The sequence below is a fragment of the Pseudomonas sp. NFPP28 genome (assembly GCF_900115535.1).
Taxonomy (GTDB): domain Bacteria; phylum Pseudomonadota; class Gammaproteobacteria; order Pseudomonadales; family Pseudomonadaceae; genus Aquipseudomonas; species Aquipseudomonas extremorientalis.
Genome location: NZ_FOWT01000012.1, coordinates 105,626 through 130,418, shown reverse-complemented (window position 1 = coordinate 130,418; position 24,793 = coordinate 105,626). Strand labels below are relative to the sequence as shown.

Here is a 24,793-nt window from a genome sequence, read left to right as displayed (position 1 = left end):
CAGGGGGCTCTGTTAAGCTGCGTCACTTTTCTATTCTCGGCAGGCGTTCCTGTGTCGCGAACCACTCGTCTACTGACTTTGCTCCAGGCCCTGCGGGGCAAGAAACGTCCCGTGACCGCTGCCGTGCTGGCGGCGCAGTTGGAGGTGTCCGAGCGCACGCTGTATCGCGATATCGCCGAATTGACTGCCTTGGGCGCGCCGATTTTTGGTGAGGCGGGGGTAGGGTATGTGTTGCGCAGTGGCTTGTTTCTGCCACCCTTGATGTTGAACGCCGAGGAAACCGAAGCCATCGTGCTCGGCCTGCGTTATGTCGACCAGCGTGGCGACGAGGTGCTCAGTCGCGCTGCGGCCAATGCTCTGGCGAAGATCGCCGATGTACTCGACCCCGCCGCCCAGGAAGCCTTGCGCAACCCGACACTGCTGCCTGGCCCGCCGGGGTTTGGTTACCCGGAAAACCGCGTGCCGCTCAATGTGTTCCGCGAGGCCATTCGCAACCAGGCCAAGCTGCAGATCGATTACGCCGACGCCAGCCAGACCCAGAGCCAACGGCTGATCTGGCCCCTGGCCCTGGGCTTTCTGAATGAAGTGCGGGTGATCGTGGCCTGGTGTGAGTTGCGCGGTGCCTATCGCACCTTTCGCACCGACCGCGTGGCGAGTGCCGAGGTGCCCGGTGAACGTTACCCGGGCCGGCGCAGCGATTGGCTGCGGGCCTGGCGCAAGCTGATGGAACAGAATGAATCCGGTCCCTTCACTCCTGACAAAAACTGACACGATCCTGGCTTAGCATGGCACTACAAATCACCAAGAAAGGAGCTGTGCCATGTCTATCCCTGAGTTGGCGCCGGCCATCGTGGCCTATATCGCAGCGGCCAATACCCGTGACACCTCGGCTATCGCCCAGTGTTTTGCCGAGGATGCCAATGTGTTCGATGAAGGCCAGCACCAGGTGGGCGCCGCCGCCATAGCACGCTGGATGGAAGACACCGGGCGTCGTTATCAGCCGCGGGTCGAAGTGCTCAAGGTGCAACACCGTACCGGCAAGGTGTTGGTCAGCAATATCGTGTCCGGCAATTTTCCGGGCAGCCCATTGGAGCTGCGCTACACCTTTCGCTTGAACGAGCAGGGCAAGATTTCGCGGCTGGATATTTCGCTGTAGTTCATACTGGCGGGCATGACTTTCGACACGCCCCTCGCTGCCTACCAACACGCCGTTGCCCAACAGGGTTTCGTCGCCGACGCTGCCCAGCGCCGCGCGGTGGACGCTCTGCAAGCCTGCCACCAAGCCCTGCACCACGGCCATGCGCCGATCACTGGCGTGTACCTGTGGGGCCCGGTGGGGCGGGGCAAGACCTGGCTGATGGACCAGTTCCATCAAAGCCTGCGAGTGCCCGCGCGGCGCCAGCATTTCCATCACTTCATGCAGTGGGTGCATCAGCGTCTGTTCCAACTGACCGGCACCCACGACCCCTTGCAGGCCCTGGCCCGGGAACTGAGCCAGGCAGTGCGTGTGCTGTGCTTCGACGAATTGTTCGTCAATGACATCGGTGACGCGATTATCCTCGGGCGGCTGTTCCAGGTGATGTTCGAAGAAGGCGTCGTGATGGTCTGCACCTCCAACCAACCACCTGACCAGCTGTATGCCGATGGCTTCAACCGCGAGCGCTTTTTGCCGGGCATTGCAGCGATCAAGCAGCACATGCATGTGGTTGCGGTGGATGGGGGAGAGGATCACCGGTTGCATCCGGGTGTAGGACTCCAGCGCTACTGGGTCAATCAACCCGAGGCGCTGGCGGGCGTGTTCCAGCGCTTGGCCCAGGGCGAGCCAACCCGCAGCGGGCCGATTGTCGTGGGGCATCGCGCCATCGTCGCCGTGCAGTCCAGCGACACCGTGCTCTGGTGCCGTTACGCCGACCTGTGCGAACAACCGCTGGCGGCCATGGATTTCATGCTGCTGTGCGATCGCTTCAAGGCCATCCTGATTGGCCAGGTCCCCAACCTCAGCGCGCAACAGCGTCCTGGCCGGATTGCCCGTGGCACCGAGGATGGCGTTCAGCGTGTAGTAGCCGGCGACCGTGAGTTGCCGGCGCTGTCGGTGCTCGATGACAGCGTGCGTCGGTTTATCGCTCTGGTGGATGAGTGCTACGACCGTAAAGTACCGCTGTTCATCGAGGCCCAGGTGCCGCTGGAGCGACTTTATACCGAGGGCTACCTGGCGTTTCCCTTTCGCAGGACACTCAGCCGGCTGCAAGAAATGCAGTTGCAGCGTTTTGGCTGACGCCCGTACGAAAAAATCCAGGAATCGTCTGATTGCGCTTTTTCAACCACGCAACGTTCGCGTATTCATGCGCATATTTGTAGTTAATCTCCTTCATCTGGCGCTCGCTCCACGCTTACAATCGTGCCCCTCACAGGGAGCCGAATCCCTTGTAATCGTGATCGAGGAAGGACATGGACACCCCAGACATCCTGGTGCTGCAAGCCAGCTACACCAACCCCGTGCATGCCGACGCCATCGGCCGCGTGCTCAACCATTATGCCGAAGACCCGATGGGCGGTGGTCACAGCCTGCCCGCCGACCTCCTGGAGCAACTGCCGGGCGAGCTGGCCAAACGGCCCCATGCGTTCAGCGTGCTGGCGTTTGTGGGGGGAGAACCGGCGGGTCTGGTCAATTGTTTTGAAGGGTTTTCCACATTTGTCTGCCGTCCTTTGGTCAATGTCCACGACGTGGTGGTGATGGATGCATTCCGTGGTTTGGGGCTGAGCCAGAAAATGCTGCAAAAGGTCGAGGAAATCGCCCGTCAGCGTGGCTGCTGCAAGATCACCCTGGAGGTACTGGAGGGTAATGCGGTGGCTCAAGCGGCGTATCGCAAGTTTGGTTTTGATGACTCGAAGTTTGATCCGGCCCACGGGCGCATGTTGTTCTGGAGCAAACCGCTTTAATAAATAACAGGCAAAAAAAGGCGCCATTGAATGGCGCCAAAGTTGACCTTGGCCAAAGGAGCGGGATGGCAAAGGGTATTACGGTTACATCAAGTGTTTGGTTGTTGCTCGGCAGCGGACTTGTCAGCGGTTTCTTTCTTCACGCTCTTTCCATCGGCCAGCGCGGTTTGTTCAGCGGTGCCGTGGGTTTGTTGCTGCACGAAGGTAAAGTCCTTGTAGAACGCCTTGGAACGCTCCGAGCCACCTTCGGCGAAGGCGGCGGCGGAGGTCAAGGTCATCAGGCTGGCAACTATCAGGGTAGAAAGTTTCATGGCAGTGTTTCCGGTAAGTGTGATCGGTATCCGCTCTGTCCTTGATCAGATTCATGGGGCGAGTGTGGAGAGAGTTTATTAAGTAGGAATTAACGCCAGAAAAACCAAAAGCTAACAATTTCGTTAACTTTTGGTTAAAAAATCCTACAGCTTCCAGTCCAAAGCCAAGGTGACCGAGCGTGGGTCACCCCAATACACGCCGTTATAAAAGCCAACGCGCTCGTAATACTTTTTATCAAATAGATTGTTGACGTTAAGCGATGCCGTAACATGTTCGTCGAACTGGTAGCGGGACATCAGGTTGACCACGCTGTAGGCCTGCTGGGTGATCTTGGCCCGTGTGGTGATTCGATTTCCCTCGCTGTCACGAGCCCCCGTTGGCCGGTTGCCGAATTCATGGATATCGCTCTGCCAGTTCACGGCACCGCCTACCGTCAGGTTGCGCCATGCACCGGGTAACCGGTAGGAACTGGAAACCTTCAGCAGGTTCAGCGGTTGGCCAGTGTTGTTGCGTTTGTCCGTGCCATTCACCGAGTGGGTATAGGTGTAGCCGGCCGTGAGATTCCAGTCCGGCATCACCTCGCCGGCCACCTCAAGCTCGAAGCCGCTTACTTTGTTACCCTTGCCGCCTGACTTGTAGTACTCCTCGCCCGTGATCGGGTTCGGCGGTACGGAGTCATCCCGTTCCGCGACGTTGTCCTGCTTGCTCCAGAAATAGGCGGCCGCTACGTTCAAGCGCTCCTGCAACAAGCTCCCCTTGAGCCCCACTTCATAGTTGCTGCCCACCACGGGCTCCAGGTATTTGTTGCTGACGTCCTTGAGGCTCTGCGGCTTGAAGATGTCGGTGTAGCTGGCGTAGGCGGTGTACTCCGGGGTGATGTCGTAGAGCAGCCCGGCGTAGGGCGTCCACATATCATTGTGGGTCTGGCGGGTCTTGTTGGCCCTGAGTAATTGGTCATTGGCCGTGTATTCAGGCGCCGCGCTTTCCAGCTCCCAGCTGCCATAACGGCTGCCGAGTACCGCATGCAGGCGCTCGGTCAGGCTCAGGCGCGTGGCCAGGTAGCCGGCTTTCTGTTGCTTGCTGCTGTGCTCACCCTTGAGGCCGGTCACGGTGTCGGGAAACTTGCCGATCCCGCCCATGTATTTCCAGTCTTCGATGCTGTAGTAGCCGTCCGGGATGTTGTCGCGCATCACTGGCGAGACGTCCCGCTGTGTGGCTTCGCCATAACCCACCATCAGTTCATGCTCGCGGCCCAGCAGCGCATAGCTGCCGGCCAGGTTGAGATCTACCGCCTCCATTCTCGAGGTGCCGCGCATATGGCTGGCCCAGGCCGTCATGCCACTGCGGTCGTCGTTGGGGAACCCCGCGCCGCCGTAGTAGACCTTGCCGTCCGTGTCGCTCTGGCGATGGGTGTAGGCCGCCTTCAAGTGCCAGTCGCCGCCCAGGCGGTGGTCGAGGCTGGCAAAGGTGGTCTTGTCGATCAGCGGCCAGGAACTCCAGTGCGCTGCCATATTGGTGGAACGTGACAGTCCGGCCTTGCCACCCTGGCTGTTCCAGTAGGGCACGGTGCCCCAGGAAGTGCCCTGTACCTTTTTGTCCTGGTAATCAAAACCGACCGCCAGCACGGTGTCGTCCGACAGGTCGCCTTCGAGGATGCCGTAGCCGACTGCCCGCTGCAGCGCGTAGTTGTCACGGAAGGATTGGCTGTCGCGATAGGCCAGCACTGTACGCCCGCGCAGCTTGCCGTCGTACGCCAACGGGCCGCCGACATCCACGAAGCTGTAGTAGTTGTCATGGCTGCCACCGCTCACCCCGGTTTTCGCCTGCCACTGGGCGGTGGGGCGCTTGCGTACCATATTGACCGTGGCCGAGGGGTCGCCGGCGCCGGTGGTCAAGCCGGTAGCACCGCGAACCACCTCGATGCGGTCGTAGATGATGGTGTCGGAATCGGACTTCATGTAGCCGAACGTGTTGAGCATCCCATCAATCTGGAAGTTGTTGATGCCGTAGCCACGAGAGGAATAGGACACGCGGTCGGAGTCGTTGTGCTGGACGTTGACCCCGGTGGTCTGGCGCAGCACTTCGGTCAAGGTATTGAGATTGAAATCATCCATCTGCTGGCGAGTGATCACCGAGATCGATTGCGGGGTTTCCTTGACCGACAGGTTCAGCCGCGTGGCGGTGCTCATCGAGCCGGTGGTGTAGGCCCCGGTGTGTTCGGTGGTGGCACCCAGGCCTTCGGCGGTGATGCTGGTGGACCGCAGCTCGAGGGCTTTGTTTTCGGGGTCGGTTTCAGCCAGTAGGTCGGGGCTTGCCACCACGCTGAAGAGGCCGATGGTGAGCGTCATGGAACGGGTGAAAGGCGCGAACATCGCGGAAGACTCCTTGTCGTCTTTGCGGCCTTTCCGGTCGGAATGGCCTTGGTTCAAAGACGAAAGGAGAGGGGAATCTTTAAGCTTAAACGAGAATGATTGTTATCTTTCTGTTACAAGGCCGGTTTTTCCTGGAGCACCACGTCGGTCGGGCTGGCCTTTTTCGGCTTGATCAGACTGAAGTCGATCAGGGGCTTCTGTTGGCGCTCGTAAGGGTTGCCAATCATCCGTGGGCGCGGCGTGAAGCTGTCACTCACCAGGCTTTTTGTACGGTCGAGTTCATTGAAGCTAAGACCGGCCATATCAGCCCAGGTGTGAATCAACTGCGAGCTGGAGTAGGGCCGTTGCAAGTCACCGGCGAAGCTCCAGTCGTGGGTTTCGCGCCATTTCGGTGAGGCATAGGCCATGAACGGAATGGTGTACATCGGCGCTGTCGGCTTGCCTTCGTTACGTCCCAGGGTGGTGTGGCCAATCGAGTCGAAGACATCCTCGCCATGGTCCGACAGGTACAGCAGGAAGCCGTTGGGATCGGTCTTGGCGTAGTCCTTGATCAGGCTCGACACCACGAAGTCGTTGTACAGCACCGCATTGTCATAGCTGTTGTAGGTCGGCAACTGATCGTCGCTGATGCCCGCCGGCACGCCCTGGCGGTCGGTGAATTTGTCGAAGGTCGGCGGGTAGCGATACTGGTAGCTCATGTGGGTGCCCAGCAAGTGCACCACAATGAACTTGCGCTCGGCCGGATCGGCCAGGGCCTTGGAAAACGGCGCCAGCACGTCGCCGTCGTATTGGCGGGCGTTCTGGTTACGGTTGTTGTTCAGGTACACCTGTTCGTCGGCCTGTTCGGAAAAGGTCGTGAGCATGGTGTTGCGCTTGGTCATGGTCTGCTGGTTGGTGATCCAGTAGGTCTTGTAGCCGGCCTGTTTCATCACGCTGACGATGGACGGCGTCTTGAGGTACAGGTCCGGGTTTTCTTCGTCGGCGAAGGTCAGCACCTGTTGCAGCGCCTCGATGGTGTAGGGCCGCGGGGTAATGACGTTGTCGAACACCGCCAGTTGGTCGCGCAGTTTGTCCAGCTCCGGCGTGGTGTTGCGCGGGTAGCCGTAAAGGCTCATGCGCTGGCGGTTGGTGGACTCGCCGATCACCAGCACCAGGGTCGACGGTTGGCCGGCCATGGTGTCCTTGAGGTTGGTCAGGGGCGGGATCTGGCTGGCGCTGTCGAGCATGCCTTGCATGTTGTCCAACTGCTCGGTGTAGCGGCGGTAGGCGACGATCATCTGCCACGGCACCGCTGGTTCAATACGGGTTTCAAAACGATCGATGGCTTGTTCCATGTTGTCGCTGGTGGCGATCTGCTTGACCAGCGGATAACCCACCACCGCCAGCACAATCGCTGCCGCCGCCAGTATCGACTGGCCGCGAGGCAGGTAGACCGGGCGCAGCCGCGTCCACAGGAATACCGCGAAGGCGGTATGGGCGATGAACGCCAGCACGATCCACCAGGCAAAATACTGGGTGGCGTATTCGCCGGCTTCCGAGATGTTCGACTCGAACATGATGAAGATGACGCTTTGGGAGAATTCCTGCTGGTAGATGAAGAAATAACCCAGGCTGGCCATGGAGCACGCCCACAGTACTGCGCCGATCAAGGCGGCGAGCAGTCGTGTACGGCTGGGGAACAACAGCATGGGCGCAAGCCACAGCGTACTCATGAAAAAGGCTTGGCGAAAACCACTGAAACCGGAAGTTCCGGTCAACTGGATCAGCAGTTGGGTAATGCCCGAGAAGTACCAGAAAAACAAGAACAGCCAGCCAAGGCCGGCCCAATCAAAGCCTTTCGCAGACGTGGTGCTGCGTTTGAACATCGCCATCCAGCGCTCCAACCCGATGATTTTCCAGTTGACGCGCAGGGCTGCACGCAACGGAGGCCACCCTTGCATGGGGTGGCCCTTGGGGGCTGGAGTATCGGGAGAGGCATGTGAAAACTTTGTGAGATTTTTGTAGCGGTTATCTTACAAAGCGATGACGGGGCTCAGATGACGGGGCTCAGCAGAGCGCGGGTTGCGCACCGGCGGGCTGGTCCAATTGGGCCTGGATGATATGGGCACGCAGGCGCAGGACTTCCTGCTGCAGCTGTTCGCGCTCGTCTTTCAACTGGCGCAACTCGTCGCGACGGATAGTGACGTAGAGGGTCTGTGGCGGACGTGTCATCTGTGCAGTGCTCATTGCTTACCTCGCAAATAGCCGGTGTGTCGCGGTGTGCCAGAACGCTTGAGTCGAGGTTCTCGGCAGCAGTCGGAGACAATTCTGAATTCTTTTTGCGGGCAATGGAACTTTTTTATTTTTGATGGTCGTGTGACTTTTTGTGCCGTGATGCTGAAATGATGGCAACTTTTTTCCATGAAACTAGCGGTATCCGCGCTGGACTAACCCTCATTAGCCGCATTGCGCTATAAACTATGTCACACATTTTTTAGTAGTTAGGAGCATCAGCACATGCAACTGGGGATTATCGGACTAGGCCGCATGGGCGGGAATATTGCACGGCGCCTGATGCTCAATGGGCATACCACCGTTGTTTACGACCGTAACGAAACATTTGTAAAAGGCCTGAGCGAAGAGGGCGCCACCGGCGTTTCCGACCTCAAGGCGCTGGTTGACGGGCTGCAAAAGCCGCGCACCGTGTGGGTCATGTTGCCGGCGGGCGCGCCCACCGAAGACACCATCAACGCATTGAGCACGCTGCTCGAAGACGGTGATGCAATCATCGACGGCGGCAACACCAACTACAAGGACGACGTGCGCCGGGCCAAGGCCCTGGCGGAAAAGGGCCTGCACTATGTCGACGTCGGCACCTCCGGCGGCGTGTGGGGTCTGGAGCGTGGCTATTGCATGATGATCGGTGGCGACGCCGAGACCGTGCAGCGCCTTGATCCTATCTTCAAGAGCCTGGCCCCGGGCCTGGGCAATATCCCGCGTACCAAGGATCGTTCCTCCAGCGCCGACCCGCGTGCCGAGCAGGGTTACATTCATGCAGGCCCCGCCGGTTCCGGGCACTTCGTCAAGATGATCCATAACGGTATCGAGTACGGGATGATGCAGGCGTTTGCCGAAGGCTTCGACATTCTCAAGACCAAGAACTCGGAAAACCTGCCCGAAGACCAGCGTTTCGACCTGAACGTCGCCGACATCGCCGAAGTCTGGCGCCGTGGCAGTGTGGTCTCGTCCTGGCTGCTGGACCTGACCGCCGATGCCCTGGCCACCGACCCGAAACTCGACGGCTACTCCGGCTCCGTGGCCGACAGTGGCGAAGGCCGCTGGACCATCGAAGCCGCCATGGAACAAGCCGTGCCGGTGCCAGTATTGTCCACTTCGCTGTTCGCCCGCTTCCGTTCGCGCCAGCAGAGCACTTACGGTGACAAAATGCTCTCTGCCATGCGCTTCGGCTTTGGTGGTCACGTGGAGACTTCCAAAAAATGACCGCCAACGGCAAGAAACCCAAGGCCGAACCCGCTCCGCCCACCACCCTGTTTCTGTTTGGTGCCCATGGTGACCTGGTAAAGCGCCTGCTGATGCCGGCGCTGTACAACCTCAGCCGTGATGGCCTGCTGGGCGATGGCTTGCGCATTGTCGGCGTGGATCACAACGCCATCAGCGATGCCGACTTCGCCAAGAAACTCGAAGACTTCATCCGCACCGAAGCGGCGAGCAAGGTCAAGGGCAATGCCGACAACGCATTGGACCCCGCCTTGTGGGCGCAGTTAGCCAAGGGCATCAGCTACGTCGAGGGCGACTTCCTCGACGACAGCACCTACGCCGACATTGGCCGCAAGATTGCCGACAGCGGTACCGGCAACGCGGTGTTCTACCTGGCCACCGCGCCGCGCTTCTTCAGTGAAGTGGTGCAACGCCTGGGCAGTGCCGGCCTGTTGACGGAAACCGACGACAGCTTCCGTCGCGTGGTCATCGAAAAGCCCTTCGGCTCCGACCTGGCCACCGCCGAGGCGCTGAACGCCAGCCTGCTCAAGGTGATGAGCGAGAAGCAGATCTATCGCATCGACCATTACCTGGGCAAGGAAACGGTGCAGAACATCCTGATCAGCCGTTTCTCCAACGTGCTGTTCGAAGCGTTCTGGAACAACCATTACATCGACCACGTGCAAATCACCGCCGCCGAAACCGTCGGCGTTGAAACCCGGGGCAACTTCTTCGAAAAGACCGGTACCCTGCGCGACATGGTGCCCAACCACCTGTTCCAGTTGCTGGCGATGGTGGCCATGGAGCCGCCCGCAGCCTTTGGTGCCGATGCGGTACGCGGTGAAAAGGCCAAGGTGATCGGTGCAGTGCGCCCCTGGTCCCTGGAGGATGCGCGGGCCAACTCGGTACGCGGGCAGTACACCGCCGGCGAAATCGGCGGCAAGCCACTGCCGGGCTACCGTGAAGAAGCCAACGTTGCGCCTGACAGCAGCACCGAGACCTTCGTCGCCCTCAAAGTGATGATCGACAACTGGCGCTGGGTCGGCGTGCCGTTCTACCTGCGCACAGGCAAGCGCATGAGCGTGCGCGACACTGAAATCGTGATCTGCTTCAAGCCGGCCCCGTATGCGCAGTTCCGAGACACCGAGGTGGACGAACTCAAGCCCACCTACCTGAAAATCCAGATCCAGCCGAACGAAGGCATGTGGTTCGACCTGTTGGCGAAGAAGCCCGGGCCAACCCTGGATATGGCCAATATCCAGTTGGGTTTCGCCTACAAGGACTTCTTCGAAATGCAACCGTCGACCGGGTACGAAACCCTGATCTATGACTGCATGACCGGCGACCAGACTTTGTTCCAGCGTGCCGATAACATCGAAAATGGCTGGCGCGCCGTGCAGCCGTTTCTTGATGCTTGGAAGGAAGACGACGGCATCCAGGCCTACAAGGCCGGTGAAGACGGCCCGGCCGCCGCCGACGCGCTCCTGGCCCGCGATGGCCGCACCTGGCACCGCCTCGGATGAGTGATGCAGCGATTCATCCCATCCGTTTTATCCTCAGTGACGTGGACGGCACCTTGCTCCACCCCGACCACAGCCTCAGCCAGCGCACCGTCGACACGGTGCATGCGCTGCGTGACGCCGGGGTGTTTTTCAGCCTGGCCAGTGGGCGTCCGCCCAAGGCCATGCTGCATCTGATCGAAACGTTCGGTATCGATGTGCCTGTGGCAGGCTTCAACGGTGGCACGCTGATCAACCCCGATGGCAGCATCCTGGTTGCCCACCATTTGCCGGCGGAAGCGGCGCTGGTCACCCTGGCGCTGTTTTCCGGCGAGCCGGACGTGGAAGTGTGGGTGTTTGCCGACGGTGACTGGCTGCGCCGCGACCCGCCCGGGCCGATGGTACAGCGCGAAGCCGATGGCCTGGGCTACGGGCCGGTGGTGGTGGAGAGTTTCGAGCCCTACCTGGATCGGATCGACAAGATCGTCGCCGCGAGCAACAACACCTCGTTGCTGGTCGAGCTGGAAGCGCAGTTGCAGCCCAAGGTACAGGGGCTGGCCCAGGTGTCGCGTTCACAACCGGTTTACCTGGATGTGACGGCGATGCTGGCCAACAAGGGCGAAGCCTTGAAGGCCCTGGCCGCACACCTGGGTATACCGCTGGAGCAGACTGCAGCGATCGGCGATGGCGGTAACGACCCGGCGATGTTCCAGGTGGCCGGGTTGTCGATTGCCATGGGGCAGGCGGAAGAAACCGTCAAGCGCCAGGCCAGTGTGGTCACCGGTAGTAACCTCGATGAGGGCGCCGCCGAGGCGATCGAGCGGTTTATCCTGGCAGGCTGGGAAGGCACCGACGTCGTGCGATAGACAGATACAGCAATGAGGCGGGGCACTGCGCCGACAATGGAAGCTGACTTAATGCGCCCGCTATGGCAGGGCGCTTCATCAGCAAGGAATGTCCCATGGCCGCCCTGTCTACTCCTCCCTGTCGCGAGCGTTGCGCGGCGCTTGCGCAGAACATCCTCCAACATTTTGCCGAGCCCCCTTCGTTGCGGGATGTTGCGTTGCGCGTGCTGCAACACCACCTGGGCACGCAGTATCCCTGGCTGCCCATCAATCACACCGAGCCGATATTGTTGCGACCGGTGTATCGCTACGACAACGGCAGTTACACCATTGAACGCCATGACGCACAAAACCTGCCGGATGCGCTGATCGAGCGTTGCGCGACGGGTCGGTTCGTCGATTTTGCCCAGGACCATTCCATCGTGCGCGACGTCGAGGGTTTGCCGCTGCCGTTGAACGTCGATATCGGTTATGTCGAGCGAATGCTCAATCAGCAGGGCCCGGTGTTGCTCGAGCGCTATCAGGAAGCGCTGGTGGATTACTGGATGAGCCGGGGAGAGGGCCAGGTCGTTCGCTACATAGGCCTGGCCGACATTCTCAGGAATGCGTTGATGGACGCGGCGACCCATGCAGCCTTGGCCGGGACTGAGTTGGATCTGGTGATGAGCCTGATCAGCCGCTCACAGCAGACTTCGCACCTGGAGCCGGCCAACGGGCAGGCCTACATCGTTGACCAATGGGGCGAAACCGGGGCAATCAACCTTGAGATGCTGCGCGGGCTGGTGCTGGTCAAGCAGCAGGGCGAACGTACGACGGTGTTGCTCTTCACCCTGTCCAAGGGCATTCAACGCTTTGATTCCCTGGCGCAATTGGGCGAATGGCTGGTCAACCTGTTGAGCGCAATAGCGTCCGGCCATTCGATGCAATGGCGTTTGTACCAGCCTGCTGGCAATATCTTCTACAGTTTCAGCCTGACCTTCCTGGCCAAACAACTGGCAGATATCAACGCCGTCCTGTCTTTGGTCCGAACATTTCCCGAACCACAATATGTACTGGAACGTGCAATGGAGGTCATCACCGCTGACTTTGACAGCACTGCCCTCGAATCCCCGCTCTTGGAGCGTCTGCGTAACGCACTGCCGGGATGGTTGATACAGGCACCCAATGACCTGCAATTGCAAATGAGCCGCCATGTCCTGGACCTGGCCAGACAGGTCCGGCAGCCGGACTGGCGAGCCTTTGACGAAGGCGTGCCGTCGTTGCTTGATTACGCGCGCCAGGGGCTGTCGGCGCAATTGGCCAAGGACCACCCCGGCGAACCGGTGCTCGACCCCGACCGCATCAAGGTGATGATCGAACTTGATGAGCGTGACCTGCAAACGCAGCCCGCGCTGTTGTGGCAGTTGCCGCCGTTATACAACCATGGCAGCTGGACCCTGAGCGAGTTTGCATGGTTGCCGTTGACGGCCGTCGATCCTGCACGACTTACGCTCACGGCGGCCCCTGGCGACCCTGATGTATCGCTCACACGCGCTCAAGCGCTGGCCGTGGTCGCGCGGGCTGATGTTCGCGGCGGCTACCATCGGTTGATCCGGGAAAAGTTCAAGGACAACGAGAGTGAGCGGCGCTGGCGCCAGGCCCAGTTCATCCGGCAAGTGCGCCTGCAAATACCCATGCTGGCGCTGGAATACCACCTCAAGTACCCCCAGGCGTTTTCCCGGAAAGCCTACACCAGCGTGGTCGCCGTATTTCAGCCGCGCGCCGCCGCCAAGACCGAGGCGATCGTGCTACGCCCTTTGGCATTCAACGCCCAGGTAGGCGAACAACCCGATACTGTTCGCAACACGTTCATCATCGGCCCGCGCAACCTCAACGCAGGCCCGCAAATACTGTATCGGCCAATGTGTGCAGTGAAATTCATCGAGTTTGCCACGGCCGACGCACTGATGGCGGCCATCGCCAGTCCCGGGCAATTGCAGTACCAAGTGTTGGCCTGGTTGCCGGAGACGGCAAGGTCGCGTTATTTGGTACCGGGCGTGACGGCTCCCAGCCCCGCGGCGTTCGAGGCGGTCGACTTCAATCAGTCGCTGTGGTCGGGCGACGGCATTGTCCTGGCTGACAGGGAGGTCGACGGCGACTATATGGAGGCGCTGTTCAGCAGCAGCGTCGACACGATGTTAAGCCTGACAGAACCGGTAGAGCCGACCGCGCTGGAGGTGTTCTGGGACTGGATCAAGCGCTTTCTCGGCGTAGGCCTGTTTCTGCTCCTGACCTTCTATGGGGGGGCGGTTGGCCGGGCATTGGGGTGGCTGTACCTGGCGTGGTCGGTGGTGCAGGACGTTCGCGTGATTGGCCAGGAGCACGCCGAAGACAAGGCTTCCAGCGTGGCCGACCTGTTGTTGAATATCGGTTTGCTCCTGCTCAGCCGTGGTCGTATTTCCACCAAGGCGGGAGTGCGATCGAAAACTGATGATTTGCTGGACCTGGCCCAGGGCGCGGATCTGGAGCAAAGCATTGAAATGAGCTGGAGCGAGGCAGCGGAACATCCGTCCGAAGGTGGCCAGACCAGTCGCATCCAGACGCCGACGGTTCAATTGCCGACGGTGCAGGGGCCTGAAGAGCTGGTGCGGGGGGCGGGGGACCTGGAGCGGTTATGGAGCGGTCTGTTCCAGCGGCTGTCGGTTATTCGCCTGGCCGAACTGGCGCTGTACAAGGTCAGGCCGCTGCCGTATGCCGAGCGCATCAGCAGCGGTCAGCAACGTGGCTTGTTCCGTGCCGGCGGAGCCGTATACGCAAGTATCGATGGGGACATGTACAAGGTCGAGCAGCACCAGGGGGCCACGCGCGTGGTCAGCGACGACCTGGTGAACCGTTTCGGCCCCCAAGTGGTGGCCGGTGAACACGGGCAATGGTTGTTTTCCCCTGGGCCGGTCGTGCCCCACGACTTCCAGGAAGCCCTCGCGCTGGAGAAACAGCGCCTGGCGCAATTGAAAAGTGCCGAGCAACGACGCAAGGCCCTCGATGATGAATACAACCAATTGGTGCTGAAGTTTGCGGGCCTGGTCTATCCCGCCGACGATACGCTGCAGGTGCTGACCCAGCGCAGTGACGAGCCCGGCACGCTGGCACTGATCGAGGAGGAGTTGGCCAATGCGAGCACCGCGCTTTGGTGTTCCAGCGCGCTGATGGAGGCGCTCACCCGGCGTCGGGAAATGATGTTGATCAGGGAGTTCAGTGCGTTGTACAACCGGTTCGCCGCCGGAGCAGTCAAGGCGCGGCGCAATCAGACATTGTTGCTTGCCAGCAAACGCCAGGTCATGCTCCATGACGATCTTTTCAACGCTGCGTGGTTCGATGCACAGAGTCTGAGCAAACGGGTCCTGGATACTCGAACCTGGGGTGGGATCGCCGCAAGGCTGCCCGATTACGCAGCGCTGGAACTGGAGGCTATCGAGGCTTGCCTGGACGCCGAACGGCGTTTTGAAGACATGAAGCGCTCGGGCAGGATTGGCGACACGGCTGTTGCCGCGCTGGATAACGCGGCCTGGGCCGGTGGTCGCATGTCCTTGAAATGGCAAGAATTACACCTGCGCACCCTGGCGTTGCAGTGTTTCAACGGGCGAGTGAGCACCTTCAGGGATGCGACGATGGACCTGATCGAAGAGCTCACCGCGTTATGCAGCCTGAAGCTGTTGACTTATCGGGAGCTATATACCACCGGCCGTTTTAACCTGGACCATCAACTGCGAGTCGCCAATGACGCACTGGATGGGGTGGTGCTGGCCTACCTGCGCGTGGCTTACCATCTGGCCCCTTTGCCTCCCTATATTGTCCCTCAAGCACTGGGCAACTTTCGAAGCCATGTCAGGCGGCTGCAGCTCAGGCTGGAAGAAGAACTGATCGAGCGCTATCGGCACTACCAGGATGCCAGCCTGGAAGCCATTTCCACAAAAGTTACCAGCATGCCCAAGCGACTGATTGATGACGGCATATTGGGAGCGGTGATCGGCAATCCACGCAGTGTGCTCGAGCAAAGTGTCACCCATGAATATGTGGATGTGCTGGAGCCTTTCGACCATCGCCCTGTCTTTACATTCGAGCGTCCGGGGGTTGAACAGGAGTCCTTGTGGAGAGCAGTGCCGAGGCTTGTAACGCCGCCCGACAACGATGATGCGCTCCAGTCGCTCGCTGACATCGGCAATGAGGCACTGCGCCTGTGGCGCAATGCACAGCGAGAGTACGACCTGCTTTGTGGCCTGGAGACCATCCAGAGGTTGTCGCCCCGCTTGGCGCGCGGCGAATGGTGGAAGTATGCCCAGCGTATGAGGACGCAACGGGAGTTACTCATCAAGGCACTCAACGCGCGACCGGACTCGCCCAGGCATCGGGACCTGCAAGACTTCTTCCGACATACCCCCAGTGCGCTGTATAACGAGATCTTGCGCTACATGGAGGAGGGCTCGGCAATGCGTGACCGTATGATCATGAAGTACTCGCCGACATCGGAAGGGCTGTTGCAACTGTACAAGGCCTGGAAGGTCGACGTAGTGGAAAGGCCATCTTCAGTCGAACTGATCCGCGAGTTCGAAGTGCGCGAAAAGTCCAGCGGCCGCCCGCTGTGGCTGGCCCGTTTCCACTATAGGACACGGGCGGCACGGGATATCGGCTACCACTTCATTCGCGGGTATCTCAAACGCTTTGTAGAGCGCAACATCAGCTATAAGAAGTTGACAGACTATGCGGCGAATAATCGACTGCAACTGATCAATGTCCTGCGCTCGAACATTGATCACGAAGTTGCCGAAACCGTGTTCTTCACCGAAGACGTCAGCTCAACGGTGCGTTGAATTACTTCGGCATGGCCCAGGTTTGCAATTGATAGCCGCTCTTGTCCAACTCGGCACGAGCCTGCAACAGCAAGTTTTCCAACTGAGTTGGATCGGAATAGACGTCGGCATCCAGTTGCTGGCTGCCGATGCGGGTATTGGTGCGGTCGATGACGCTCAGGCTGAGGGCGCCATTGCCGTCATGCCAGGCCACGCACTGAAAGGGTTGGAAAGCACGGTCTGCGATCAAAAGAGCTTCGTTGATGCGGAGCGGGGCGTTCATGTGGGTCGTCTCTCTAAATGCCCATTCAAGTGATTGCCGGCGGTTGGGCTGACCGTGCGGCGGGTTACTTGTACTGATGCACGATGGCGGGGTACGGGTCACATGTTAGAACAACTATTTTCGGATTTTAGTGATTGACGTCATGTAAGCGGCTGTTTTGAAAGCTGAATGAAAGTTTCCCAGGTTCGCAATTTTATTCGTTGAAAACACCGGCCAGTGGCTTTTTGCCCACACTTATAGCGAAATGGTACAAGCCGCGCGTCAAGATCTTGCTAGTGTTAGCCGCAGGCGTCACAAACCGTTGTTTCTAAATAACTTTAACAATTTTGACGCCAAGGAACAGTCATGGGTATGCCTCCCGTTCAACGTCGGTTGCTAGTGGTTGATCCCTGTGATGATTGCCACGACCTGTTGCCTGGATTGCGCGCAGCCGGCTGGGCGGTCGACAGTTGCCCGCTGGAAGGGGTCGGCGAGCGGTCCTGTGATGTCGGCCTGCTGCGCCTGCAACCCTCTCACCTGGAACGCCCTGAAGCGGTCAAGGAGTTGATTGGCCGCAGCGGCACCGAGTGGATTGCCGTGCTCAGCCCGGACGTACTGCGCCTGCAGAACGTCGGTGATTTTGTCTGCGAGTGGTTTTTCGACTTCCATACCTTGCCCTTCGACGTCGCCCGGGTGCAGGTCACCCTGGGCCGTGCCTTTGGCATGGCGCGCTTGCGCGGCAAGGGCCACACCCTGGTGGATGAGCCTGAGCATGAGCTGCTGGGCGACAGCCGGGCGATCCGTGAACTGCGTAAATTGCTGTCCAAGCTGGCGCCCACCGAGTCGCCGGTGTTGATCCGTGGCGACAGCGGCACGGGTAAGGAACTGGTGGCCAGGACGTTGCACCGCCAGTCCCAGCGCCATGCCAGGCCCTTTGTCGCGATCAACTGCGGGGCAATTCCGGAACACTTGATCCAGTCCGAATTGTTCGGCCATGAAAAGGGCGCGTTTACCGGCGCCCATCAGCGCAAGGTCGGGCGTATTGAAGCGGCCCACGGCGGCACGCTGTTCCTGGATGAGATCGGTGATTTGCCGATGGAACTGCAAGCCAACCTGCTGCGCTTTCTGCAGGAAAAACAGATCGAGCGCGTCGGTGGCAGCCAGCCCATTCTCGTGGATGTACGGGTGTTGGCCGCGACCCACGTCGACCTGGAGGCCGCAGTTGAAAGGGGCGCTTTTCGCGAAGACTTGTATTACCGGCTCAACGTCCTGCAAGTGGTGACGGCGCCGTTGCGCGAACGCCATGGCGACGTGGCGATGCTGGCCAACCATTTTTCGCGCTTTTACAGCCAGGAGACGGGCCGACGCCCGCGCAGTTTCAGCGAGAGTGCTCTGGTGGCCATGGCCAAGCACGCCTGGCCGGGCAATGTGCGCGAGCTGGCCAACCGCGTGCGCCGTGGCCTGGTGCTGGCTGAAGGGCGCCAGATCGAAGCCGTTGATCTGGGATTGCAGAGTGAACAGGCAATTTCACCGCCGATGGCTACACTGGAAGACTACAAGCACCGCGCCGAACGCCAGGCGCTGTGCGATGTGCTCGACCGGCACAGCGACAACCTGAGTGTCGCCGCCCGTGTGCTGGGGGTTTCCCGGCCAACGTTCTACCGGTTGCTGCACAAACACCAGATCCGCTAGGGCGGGTAAACCGAAAAGCCCCGCAACGACCCTTATCGTTGCGGGGCTTTTCCTTATGTACTGTGGCGAGCGGGCTTGCCCCGCGTTGGGCTGCGAAGCAGCCCCCCACCCCCGGCTCTCCCTAAAAGTAATACGGAAACTTCAAGCTGAACGTAAAGTCCGGCGCATCATCCGTCATCCCGATCGCCAGGTTCGGCACGATCGTCAGGTTATCCGACGCGGCAATGGTCATGCCCACGTTGAAGTAACCGGCGTTGGCATCGCTGGACACCACCGACTGCCAGTCCCCTCCGTCAGGCTTGAGCTTGCTCTTGCGCTGCACCAGATCGGAGACCGAGAACGACATACTCATCTTCTCGTTCAAGGCAAATGCGACGCCTACACCAAGTTGGAAACTGTCACCCAGGCTGACCTTGCCGCCGACTTTCTGGTTGACGTCGCTGCTGATGTCGTCAAACGACTCCTCGAAGTTATGGGTATAGGAGAACGAGCCAAACAGCACCGCAGGGTCGAAGGTCTTGACCAGCGAGATACCCGGGGTAATCGACCAGACACCATTACCGGTGGGCAGGTTTTCCGGTACATACAGGTTGTCGTTGGCGGTTGACCTGACCAGCTTGATGCCGAACGGTTCTTTGCCCGTTGGCGCCTTGACGCGCAGCGACACCACCGCATCCGGCAGGGTGGGGGTTTCGTCGAGGAACTTGTAGGCCACACCGAAGTTGACGTCGCCAATGGTCGGGTCACGGCTCACCGATTCTTCCGAGGTGGCGTTGGCATTGTTGCCGGCGCCGCCCGACTGGTAGGTCGACTCGCGGTACACCACCGGTACGTTCACATCGAACTGCCAGCGGTTGTCGACGTTGTAGCGCCCCGTCAGGTCCAGGGTCCAGTTATCCGACTTGATCCGGTCCAGATTGATATTGCCCAGGAAGATCGAATCCAGCGCCAGGAAGCCGTTTAGCGTCAGTTGACGTGCATCGTAGCGCGCATAAGTGATGCCGGTTTCAAAGCTGAATTTGCCATTGCCGAAGAAGCCGCTGGCCTCGTTATAGAGGTTGCTCACGCTTTGCGCAGGCGCCGAATCGTCCTTGAGCGACTGCCCATAGGAGCTGCCGCCACCGCCCGCACCGCCGGAGGCCGCCGCCGCTCCCGTGCCTGCCACGGTGGCACCGCTGGCCTTTTGAAAGTCCGCCGGGGATTTGGCCAGGCGCTTGGGCGCAGGTGTCGCCGGCGTGTCCTCGACCTGGCGCACCCGTTGCTCCAACACCGCCAGTGCCTTCTGTTGCACTTCGTACCGCTGCTTGAGCTCCAGAAGTTCCTGCTTGAGGGTTTCGATATCGGCGTCTGGCGCGGCATACAACACGGATGCGGGCAAGAGCGTACTTAAACAGACCACCGCACGTAGCGATAACGATCGATGCATGAAATAAGCCGTCCTTTTCTAATGCGTAAGTGTCGAGGGTCAGCGTAGTTCAATAACCGAGAGTGCGTAGGCCTTTGAGTTGATCCAGATTGCAGTTCAACGCCGGGTTGTTCAATGCGTTATTCATGACCACGTTGAGTTGGGTCATGTTGTTGACGAAGTTGCTGTTTCCAGTCAATACCGTGCCTTGCAGCACCTGGCCGCCACCAATCTGCTGGAGGCTGTTGCCTTGGTTATGATTGGCCTGGATCGCCATCTGCAAGCCGCCATTGTTGGCCGAGACGCTCACGCGACCTGCCGCGCTGTCGCCGGTCACGGTACCGCCGGCCACCAGCACCTGCCCCGATTGCGCGGCATTGGAAGGTGCAAAGCCGTTTTCAGTGACGTTGATCCCGACATTGTTGTAGGCGGTGTTTTTGTCGCCGGCAGCGCGCACGCTCTGGGTCACGCCTGTGCCGGTGCCCAGGCCGGCGCCTCCGGTGACGTTACCGGTGCCGGCGCTCGGGTTGGTGCCGTTCCCGGTCGAGCCGGTGGTCTGCACGTAGAACTGCGGTGTAATGGTCGATGAATCGATTTGCATGCTGGCCTTGCCGGTGAGGGTGTCGCCCACGGCATTGGTCCAGGTGCTGCTCATGACAATACCGAAGCTGATGATCCGCCCCGGCATTACATAACGACCGCGCAACTCGGCCATTTCCGAATCCTTGAGTTCGATCGGCTTGAATGCCGATGAAGCATAAGCGGGCATTGAGGCTGCCAGACACAAGACCGTCAGCCAACGGGGAGTGTTCATCTGCTGCTCCTGGAGCGTCCTGCCCCTTATTGCGCTTCTTAGAAGAAGTCGCTCTGGATGAAACCGAAATCCATCAGCTCGGCATCGCCTACGGGCCTGAACTCATTCAGTTGGTTCTTGGCGGTCAGCGGTGTGGGCGGGTCCAGCAAGGCATTGGCCTTGTCGTAGCCTTCACCCAGCACGGCGAACACGATGCCGTTCCAACCCTTGACGAAGTCGTCGCGCGAATAGCGCTTGTGGCCCAGCACCGGGTCGCCGATATAGACCCAGTCCTTGTCGGCGCGCTGCAACACCACAAAGTGCTTGTAGCCACGAATCTCCAGCAGCACCACTACGGGGATTTTCACGGTCACCAGGGTGTCCGGCGAAATCTTGTAGCCCCGGGCCCGCATGCCGATGCTTTCGAGGTAGCGCTTCATGTCCAGCATGGAAAAACCCTGGGTGCGAACCAGGTCCTGGTCGGCATTGACCAGCATGCCTTTGATCACGTGGTCTTCATCGACGTCGAGCCAATAGCCCTGGCGCAGGATGGTGGCGAGTGCCGCGGCACCGCAGCTGAAATCGGTTTTCTGTTCCACCAGGTTGGCGAATTTGCGTTCACGGATGCTCTCGACCTTCTTGTAGATGACTGCACCGCCAGGCATGGCGGAGATCGCCATGGTGCCTGCCCAGGTCGGGCCGGTGAGCAGCATCAGGAGGGAAAGGGTCGCGAGGCGCATGATCGTGTGACCTGCTGGACATTGGCAAAAGAAAGGGGCCTTGTTGCCAAGGCCCCGTTGGATCAGAAGCGCACGCCGCTGCCGCAAACGCTGCAGCCTTGGCCTACAGAGAGGCTGTTGCTGCCTTGGTTGCCGGCGCCGGATTGCAGGTTCACACCTACGTTGCCGGAGTTACGGTTAACCGAGTTGTCGAGGCTCGAGTTGTTGGAGACATACTGAGGTTTGCCGCCATAGCCATAGCCGTGGCTGGTAGCCGCCGTGTTGAGGTAGTTGTTGGCGAGCGAGTTTTGCTCGGTATTGGCGGCCGCTGCGATGTTTTTGCCATCAGCTGTGGTGATCGCCAGGTTGTTTTTGCCTTGGTTGCCTTGACCGGCTTGACCGTTGTAACCCACGTTGCCGGAGTTGCCGTTGATGCCGTTATCCACGGAGGCGTTGTTTTGAGTGCCCTTGTTGATGAAGTTGTTCAGCGCACTGTTTTGGTTGACATCGACTACCGCGAAAACGGTAGCAAAGTCGCCCTTGGCGCTGGAGATCGCGCCAGAGTTGTCAGCTTGGTTGCCGCTGCCGGATTGAACGTTAACGCCGACGTTACCGCTGTTGCCGTTCACTGAGTTGTCGTTAGACGCGTTATTTTCGGTCTTGGTGTCATCGAACTTGTTGCCGATGCTGTTTTGTACGTCCGTAACCACGGAGGCAACCACACCGGTAGGTTGAGGCGCTGGATGCCAGCCACCACCACCTGCTTGAGCTGCAGCAGCCATGAGTGCAGCGAGCGCGAAAACCATTGGTTTCAGAGCCATTTGAGGTTTCATGGTGTTTCTCCTTGCTTCTGATTAGTTGGTTAAGTGTTGGTACGGTCTAGCTAGTGCTACCAAGCCGTTACTTGATAGTGATGCCCAGGGTGTTAGCCACTCGGTTCCCCACCCCGGCACTCTGGTTCACCTGAATCACTCCTCGGCTGCCGGTGAAGGCCTGGTCGCTTGTCACGACCTGGCGGCTGCCAGTGGTGGGGGTGAGCCCTGAGTCGGTTGCCAGCGTCGTCGTGTTCTGTTGCAACAGGACGCTGTCGTCGATGGCTTGCGGGTCAGAATTGACGCTGATCCGCACGGCATTGACTGATTGGTTATTGGCCCCGGCGGACTGGTTGACGCCCAACATGCCGTTGCCATTGGTAAAAGAAGTGCCCTCGATCGCCGCCTTGGCGTTCAGGGAAGGGTCGACCTTGCCGTCCATCCTCTGGGTATTGCCGGTGGTGGCCTGGCCGCCCAGCGTGACGGCGCGGTTGTTTGCCGTTTGCTGCTGGTTGCCCGCCGCCTGGTTGATCATCAGGTTGCCGGTGTAGTCCTTGCCGCTGTTGTTGATCACGGCGGTGTTGTCGGCCATGGCCACGGCGCTGCCCAGCAGGGCCAGAATGAACAGGGCGCGTTTCATGGTTTGCCACCCAGCATGCCGCCCAGGTTGTTCAAGGGCGTCATGCCGCGCTGAATCGAATCGCTGATCTGCCCGCCCATGCTGCCGCTGCCGCCCGAGCGGCTGGCTGCTGCGCCGGCACCCAGCGTGGACATACCGTTTTGCGTGGCACTCAAACCGGTGAGGTTGCTGTTGGGCTGGAGGGCGCGGGTAATGCCCAGGCCGCTGCTGACGCTACCGAAGTCACGGTCGCTCAGCTCGCCCGACAGGGCGCTGTTGATTTCTCGGCTGGGATTGGCGTTGGCGGTCTGGGGATAAGGGTCAGGACCAAAGGAGGAACGGCCATACATGTGGCCCTGTACGTTGCGGCCCGTCACGATCACGCCGTCACCTGCCAGGGCTGGAAGACTGATACTGGCGCTGAGTACACAGCTGGCCAGCAGTACGTTCATCGAACCTTGAGTGAATGTGATCACGGCGGCATTCCTTATTCTCAACGCTGACCCTAAACAACGTTGTCAGGGAAAGAGCAGAAGCCGTGCCGCTTTTGATTTATTACTGTTTTTCAAAGGCTTGCGATAACTGCAAGGCAAAATGATGGCCGTGCTGTATCAGCCATGAGACAACCGCCCTCGAAGGCCCGGCTATCCAGCCAGTGCACAACCGCTTCACCCCCTTGTATCAGCGCCGTAACACCGTGCATGACGAAACGCTGAATCCGCTGCGCACGGGCGATCCAGGGACGGTGTGTGTAAAAAAAATGGACAGTGCGGGCGCAAGGATGCCTAAAGCACGACGCAACAGACTCAGCCTTTGGGGGCTTTACGCGGAATGGAATTGAGGACGGGATTGCCGTCCTGGTTCTGGGTCAGGTAGACCGGCAGAACCTTGGGCAGGGAGGGCACGAGGTTGTTGACCTCGTTGATGTTGTAGATACCGCCGATGCGAATCGTGCCGGTGTTGGCGTCGGCCAACATCACCGGTTTGCTGAGATAACGGTTGATCAGCGGCAATGCATCGGCCAGGGCCAGGTTGTCGAGGATCAGCTTGCCCTGGCGCCACGCCAGGGCCGAGTCATTGGGGCTGATTGCACGCACGCTCGGTGTGGCGTCGCCCTGTTGATAGCTGGCCTGCATGCCGTGGGTGAGGGGGACGCTGCCGTGCACCTGGTCGCTGCTGACCTGAACCGAGCCTTCCAGCAGCATCACCCGCACCTGGTCTTCATATTTCCAGACGTTGAACTGGGTGCCCGTGACGCGTACCTGGCCTGCGCCGGCGTGCACGATGAAAGGATGGGTACTGTCATGGCTGACCTTGAAAAACGCTTCGCCCTTGTTCAGCGTGACGCGGCGCTGGTCCTTGTAGTTGCTGTAGACCAGTTCGGTGCCCAGGTTGAGTTCCACCTGGCTGCCGTCGCCCAGGGTGACCTGGCGCAAGTCGTTGGCAGCCTCGAAGCGTTCATAGGAACTCGGCAGCCAGCCCGCTTCCCAGCCAGTGAAGGCGGCGAGGGGCAGGGCGGCCAGGCAGATGGCCGCTGCCACGGCATAGGTGCGCACCCGGCTGCGGGGTTTGGAGGGCACCGTTACCGGCGAGATGTCGCTGCGCGGCAGGTGGTCGGCGACGTCCCAGATCTCCAGCATCGCGGCGTATTCAAAGGCGTGCAGGGGGTGCGAATCATGCCATTGGGCAAAGGCCTGACGTTCGCCGGGCGTGCAATCGCTTGCATGCAGGCGCATGCACCAATGCGCGGCGGCGTCGGTGATGGCGTCATATTCGGCTTCTGAAAGGGACTTTTCGCTCATTTACTCATCCTGATTTCCCACATTCTAACCTCCCAAGGTGGACGGCGAGAACAGCCGTCATGGCGATTGCACATCAATTGGAACTTATTCTCGTTTGTTGCTACCTAAAAAAATATTCAGGACATTCCCACAATGGAGTACGACGATGCTGAAGAGAACCTTAGTCACCCTGTGTGCAACCACCGCCTTGCTCAGTGCAGGCGCTGCCCTGGCGGACAAGCCGGGCGCAGGCTGGATTACCATTGAAAAAGCCATCGAAGTGGCCAAGACCAAGGCCGGCTACGTCGAGGTCTATTCGGCAGAAGCCGACAACGACGGCTATTGGGAAGTCAAAGGCCGCAAGTCCGATGGCACCGTGTATGAAGCCCGTATCGACGGCGCATCAGGCAACGTTCTGCGTGACCAGAAAGACTGATAC

The 24,793-nt window shown here is 59.8% G+C and carries 22 protein-coding genes; 10 read left to right on the top strand and 12 right to left on the bottom strand.

Annotation, left to right across the window (positions count from 1 at the left end):
• Nucleotides 1–51: 51 nt before the first annotated feature.
• The 4 genes from BM110_RS27410 to BM110_RS27395 all read left to right on the top strand — a co-directional run bounded on the left by BM110_RS27410 (nucleotide 52) and on the right by BM110_RS27395 (nucleotide 2,940).
• Nucleotides 52–768 (top strand): helix-turn-helix transcriptional regulator, encoded by a 717-nt coding sequence (locus BM110_RS27410; protein WP_093127521.1) that lies wholly within the window; start codon nucleotides 52–54, stop codon nucleotides 766–768.
• A 52-nt stretch (nucleotides 769–820) separates the two neighbouring features.
• Complete coding sequence (locus BM110_RS27405; RefSeq protein ID WP_071490655.1) at nucleotides 821–1,156, top strand: nuclear transport factor 2 family protein; 336 nt, start codon at nucleotides 821–823, stop codon at nucleotides 1,154–1,156.
• Between the two features lie 15 nt (nucleotides 1,157–1,171).
• Complete coding sequence (gene zapE / locus BM110_RS27400; RefSeq protein WP_093514514.1) at nucleotides 1,172–2,275, top strand: cell division protein ZapE; 1,104 nt, start codon at nucleotides 1,172–1,174, stop codon at nucleotides 2,273–2,275.
• 173 nt (nucleotides 2,276–2,448) lie between these two features.
• A complete protein-coding gene (locus BM110_RS27395; RefSeq protein WP_093127531.1) occupies nucleotides 2,449–2,940 on the top strand; it encodes a GNAT family N-acetyltransferase in 492 nt (163 codons plus the stop codon).
• 89 nt (nucleotides 2,941–3,029) lie between these two features.
• Here BM110_RS27395 and BM110_RS27390 read toward each other — a convergent pair whose 3' ends face one another.
• From BM110_RS27390 to BM110_RS29660, 4 genes are all read right to left on the bottom strand, one after another.
• The gene (locus tag BM110_RS27390; RefSeq protein ID WP_093127534.1) at nucleotides 3,030–3,251 is read right to left on the bottom strand and encodes a hypothetical protein; all 222 of its coding nucleotides are present in this window, start codon (nucleotides 3,249–3,251) and stop codon (nucleotides 3,030–3,032) included.
• Between the two features lie 144 nt (nucleotides 3,252–3,395).
• Entirely contained in the window at nucleotides 3,396–5,624 is a 2,229-nt protein-coding gene (locus tag BM110_RS27385; RefSeq protein ID WP_093514513.1) for a TonB-dependent siderophore receptor, read from the bottom strand.
• A gap of 113 nt (nucleotides 5,625–5,737) precedes the next feature.
• Complete coding sequence (locus tag BM110_RS27380) at nucleotides 5,738–7,495, bottom strand: phosphoethanolamine transferase CptA (RefSeq protein ID WP_093514542.1); 1,758 nt, start codon at nucleotides 7,493–7,495, stop codon at nucleotides 5,738–5,740.
• A 175-nt stretch (nucleotides 7,496–7,670) separates the two neighbouring features.
• Nucleotides 7,671–7,850 (bottom strand): DUF6026 family protein, encoded by a 180-nt coding sequence (locus BM110_RS29660; RefSeq protein ID WP_255337132.1) that lies wholly within the window; start codon nucleotides 7,848–7,850, stop codon nucleotides 7,671–7,673.
• A 270-nt stretch (nucleotides 7,851–8,120) separates the two neighbouring features.
• On the opposite strand from BM110_RS29660, the gene gnd reads away from it, so the two are divergent.
• The 4 genes from gnd to BM110_RS27360 all read left to right on the top strand — a co-directional run bounded on the left by gnd (nucleotide 8,121) and on the right by BM110_RS27360 (nucleotide 16,292).
• Nucleotides 8,121–9,104, top strand: a complete 984-nt coding sequence (gene gnd, locus BM110_RS27375) for a phosphogluconate dehydrogenase (NAD(+)-dependent, decarboxylating) (RefSeq protein ID WP_071490650.1) — start codon at nucleotides 8,121–8,123, stop codon at nucleotides 9,102–9,104.
• On the top strand, nucleotides 9,101–10,624 hold the full coding sequence (gene zwf, locus BM110_RS27370) for a glucose-6-phosphate dehydrogenase (protein WP_071490649.1): 1,524 nt from the start codon (nucleotides 9,101–9,103) through the stop codon (nucleotides 10,622–10,624). The genes gnd and zwf overlap by 4 nt, the downstream gene beginning before the upstream one ends.
• Nucleotides 10,621–11,466 carry an HAD family hydrolase gene (locus BM110_RS27365; protein WP_093127541.1) on the top strand — a complete coding sequence of 282 codons (846 nt, stop codon included), beginning with the start codon at nucleotides 10,621–10,623 and terminating at the stop codon, nucleotides 11,464–11,466. Before zwf ends, BM110_RS27365 begins: the two co-directional genes overlap by 4 nt.
• A 95-nt stretch (nucleotides 11,467–11,561) precedes the next feature.
• Nucleotides 11,562–16,292, top strand: coding sequence for a dermonecrotic toxin domain-containing protein (locus BM110_RS27360; RefSeq protein ID WP_093514512.1), 4,731 nt, complete (start codon nucleotides 11,562–11,564; stop codon nucleotides 16,290–16,292).
• Nucleotide 16,293: 1 nt separating this feature from the next.
• On the opposite strand, the gene BM110_RS27355 is transcribed toward BM110_RS27360, so the two are convergent.
• A complete protein-coding gene (locus tag BM110_RS27355; RefSeq protein WP_093514511.1) occupies nucleotides 16,294–16,554 on the bottom strand; it encodes a hypothetical protein in 261 nt (86 codons plus the stop codon).
• Between the two features lie 345 nt (nucleotides 16,555–16,899).
• On the opposite strand from BM110_RS27355, the gene BM110_RS27350 reads away from it, so the two are divergent.
• Complete coding sequence (locus tag BM110_RS27350) at nucleotides 16,900–18,225, top strand: sigma-54 dependent transcriptional regulator (protein WP_093514510.1); 1,326 nt, start codon at nucleotides 16,900–16,902, stop codon at nucleotides 18,223–18,225.
• A gap of 121 nt (nucleotides 18,226–18,346) precedes the next feature.
• Here the strand turns inward: BM110_RS27350 and BM110_RS27345 are convergent, their stop codons facing one another.
• From BM110_RS27345 to BM110_RS27315, 7 genes are all read right to left on the bottom strand, one after another.
• Entirely contained in the window at nucleotides 18,347–19,651 is a 1,305-nt protein-coding gene (locus BM110_RS27345) for a hypothetical protein (RefSeq protein ID WP_093514509.1), read from the bottom strand.
• Nucleotides 19,652–19,700: 49 nt separating this feature from the next.
• A complete protein-coding gene (locus BM110_RS27340) occupies nucleotides 19,701–20,444 on the bottom strand; it encodes a hypothetical protein (protein ID WP_093514508.1) in 744 nt (247 codons plus the stop codon).
• A 38-nt stretch (nucleotides 20,445–20,482) separates the two neighbouring features.
• Nucleotides 20,483–21,163: a C39 family peptidase gene (locus BM110_RS27335; protein ID WP_071490642.1), complete on the bottom strand. Its 681-nt coding sequence runs from the start codon at nucleotides 21,161–21,163 to the stop codon at nucleotides 20,483–20,485.
• A gap of 62 nt (nucleotides 21,164–21,225) precedes the next feature.
• Nucleotides 21,226–21,975, bottom strand: a complete 750-nt coding sequence (locus BM110_RS27330; protein WP_071496019.1) for a hypothetical protein — start codon at nucleotides 21,973–21,975, stop codon at nucleotides 21,226–21,228.
• Nucleotides 21,976–22,042: 67 nt separating this feature from the next.
• Nucleotides 22,043–22,594 (bottom strand): adhesin, encoded by a 552-nt coding sequence (locus BM110_RS27325; protein ID WP_093514507.1) that lies wholly within the window; start codon nucleotides 22,592–22,594, stop codon nucleotides 22,043–22,045.
• Nucleotides 22,591–23,025 carry a hypothetical protein gene (locus tag BM110_RS27320; protein WP_093514506.1) on the bottom strand — a complete coding sequence of 145 codons (435 nt, stop codon included), beginning with the start codon at nucleotides 23,023–23,025 and terminating at the stop codon, nucleotides 22,591–22,593. Before BM110_RS27320 ends, BM110_RS27325 begins: the two co-directional genes overlap by 4 nt.
• Before the next feature lie 354 nt (nucleotides 23,026–23,379).
• Nucleotides 23,380–24,375, bottom strand: a complete 996-nt coding sequence (locus BM110_RS27315) for a FecR family protein (protein ID WP_093514505.1) — start codon at nucleotides 24,373–24,375, stop codon at nucleotides 23,380–23,382.
• Nucleotides 24,376–24,520: 145 nt separating this feature from the next.
• On the opposite strand from BM110_RS27315, the gene BM110_RS27310 reads away from it, so the two are divergent.
• Nucleotides 24,521–24,790: a PepSY domain-containing protein gene (locus tag BM110_RS27310; RefSeq protein ID WP_092248979.1), complete on the top strand. Its 270-nt coding sequence runs from the start codon at nucleotides 24,521–24,523 to the stop codon at nucleotides 24,788–24,790.
• Nucleotides 24,791–24,793: the final 3 nt, after the last annotated feature.